Annotated in this window: 1 protein-coding gene; it reads right to left on the bottom strand. The window is 71.0% G+C overall.

The annotated features are described in order from the left end of the window. Positions 1 to 316: 316 nt before the first annotated feature. On the bottom strand, positions 317 to 1,420 hold the full coding sequence (locus HMPREF9452_RS11120) for an IS110 family RNA-guided transposase (protein ID WP_009142229.1): 1,104 nt from the start codon (positions 1,418 to 1,420) through the stop codon (positions 317 to 319). Positions 1,421 to 1,539: the final 119 nt, after the last annotated feature.

The raw sequence follows: 1,539 nt of genomic DNA, 5'->3' as shown, positions 1-1,539 counted from the left end.
TTTTTAATATGAGTTGAACATTGTCAAGTGGCAAAACGTCCCCGCCCCCGGGGAGCTACCGCGGGGGGCGGGGACGACCTATCTTCACCCGGGGGACGCGCCGCTTGAGGGCGTGTCTGCTCGACGCACGTTCGGCACTCTAATATCCGCGGGTCGGAACCGCATTTCGTTGCTACGGCTGGGGGCCTCCGGCTTCATCGCAGTCTCGTGGCGGGCGTGGCGGTCCCCCGCTGCCCAGAAAAAGGAACTGGAATGGCCTCCCAACGGCCTCGAGCGCGGCGCGCCCCGGGGTCGGACTCCTATCTCGCCGCGGGCGCTACCGGACCATGAGCGCTATCGCCCAGACCCAGCAGGCCATCTCGCGGGCCGTCGCGCAGTTCGCCACGCAGGGCCTCTTTCCCGCCTGCGACATGGCGTCGCGCCTGTCCTGCAGGCGGCGGTTGCACTTCGCGGCGTGCCTCGACGCCGCCGGCGCGACCCCGTGGCCCGGCCTCGGCTTCTTGGGGTGGCGCGTCGACATCGGCACGTGCCACGACGCCTCGACGAGCGCGCGCCTCACGTGGGAGTTCCCCGCGCGGGTGATCCCGCCGCGGGACTCGGTCTCGCCGCTCGAGCGCTCCGAGGGCGCGAGCCCGCACCACGCGGCGAACGACGGCGCGCTCGGGAACCTCGAGAAGTCGCCCGCCTCGGCGGCGAGCAGGAACGCGGTGGCGACGTCGACGCCCTTCACCAGGCACAGCGCGTCGACCGTCGGCGCCCACTCGGGGCGCGAGGCGGCCTCGACCACCCTGCGCTCGAGCTCCCTCTTGGCCTCGCCGCAGCGGTCCACCGCGTCCGTGTAGTGCTCGTAGGCGGCCGCGTCGTCGGCCTCGTCGAACTCGATCGACCTCGCCCACCTCCAGTACGCCTCGGTCCAGTTCGACCTGCGGCGCCCGGTCGGCGTCGTCTCGTCGAACACCAGGCCGTGCCTGAGAAGGAACTTGGACATGCGCTGCCTGGCGCGCTGCAGGTCGTCGCGGGCGTCCTCCAGGGCGCGGGAGAGGTCGCGGGCGGCCTCGGTGCGCTCGTCGGGCACCCACACCTCGACGACGTTGCGGCAGGCGAGGAGCCTGGCGAGCCACTCGGCGTCGCGCCGGTCGTTCTTGCGCCCGCGGTCGGCGGCCGGCCGGTGCATCTTGGAGACGGCGCCTACGGCGCAGTCGACGCCGAGCGCCCTCAGGGCGCGGCAGAGGTGGAAGCCGGTCGGGCCGCTCTCGTACACCGCCTTGGGCGACTCGAACCCCAGTGCCCACTCGGCGACCGACGCGGGGTCGTATCCGAACCTTGCGCGGGACACCTCGCCGGTCATGGGGTCGAAGGCGCATGCGGAGATGCTCCTCGCGTGGACGTCGAGACCGATGGCTGTGACATAATTGGACATGGCGGGCCCCTCTCCGTCGCATGTGGCGCGCGGCCACGGTTGGCGCTACGACCATTGTCGCCCGACCCACGATAGAGCTGCAAGGGGAGGGGCTCCCAATGTTCAACTCATATCGTCTC

It is taken from the genome of Collinsella tanakaei YIT 12063 (genome assembly GCF_000225705.1).
GTDB lineage: Bacteria > Actinomycetota > Coriobacteriia > Coriobacteriales > Coriobacteriaceae > Collinsella > Collinsella tanakaei.
Note: the sequence above shows the minus strand (reverse complement) of the source record. Positions and strands in the feature narration are given on the sequence as shown.

Bases quoted from the DNA above. Each gene is read 5' to 3' on its own strand.
- HMPREF9452_RS11120 (WP_009142229.1), bottom strand. From the start codon at position 1,420: ATGTCCAATTATGTCACAGCCATCGGTCTCGACGTCCACGCGAGGAGC.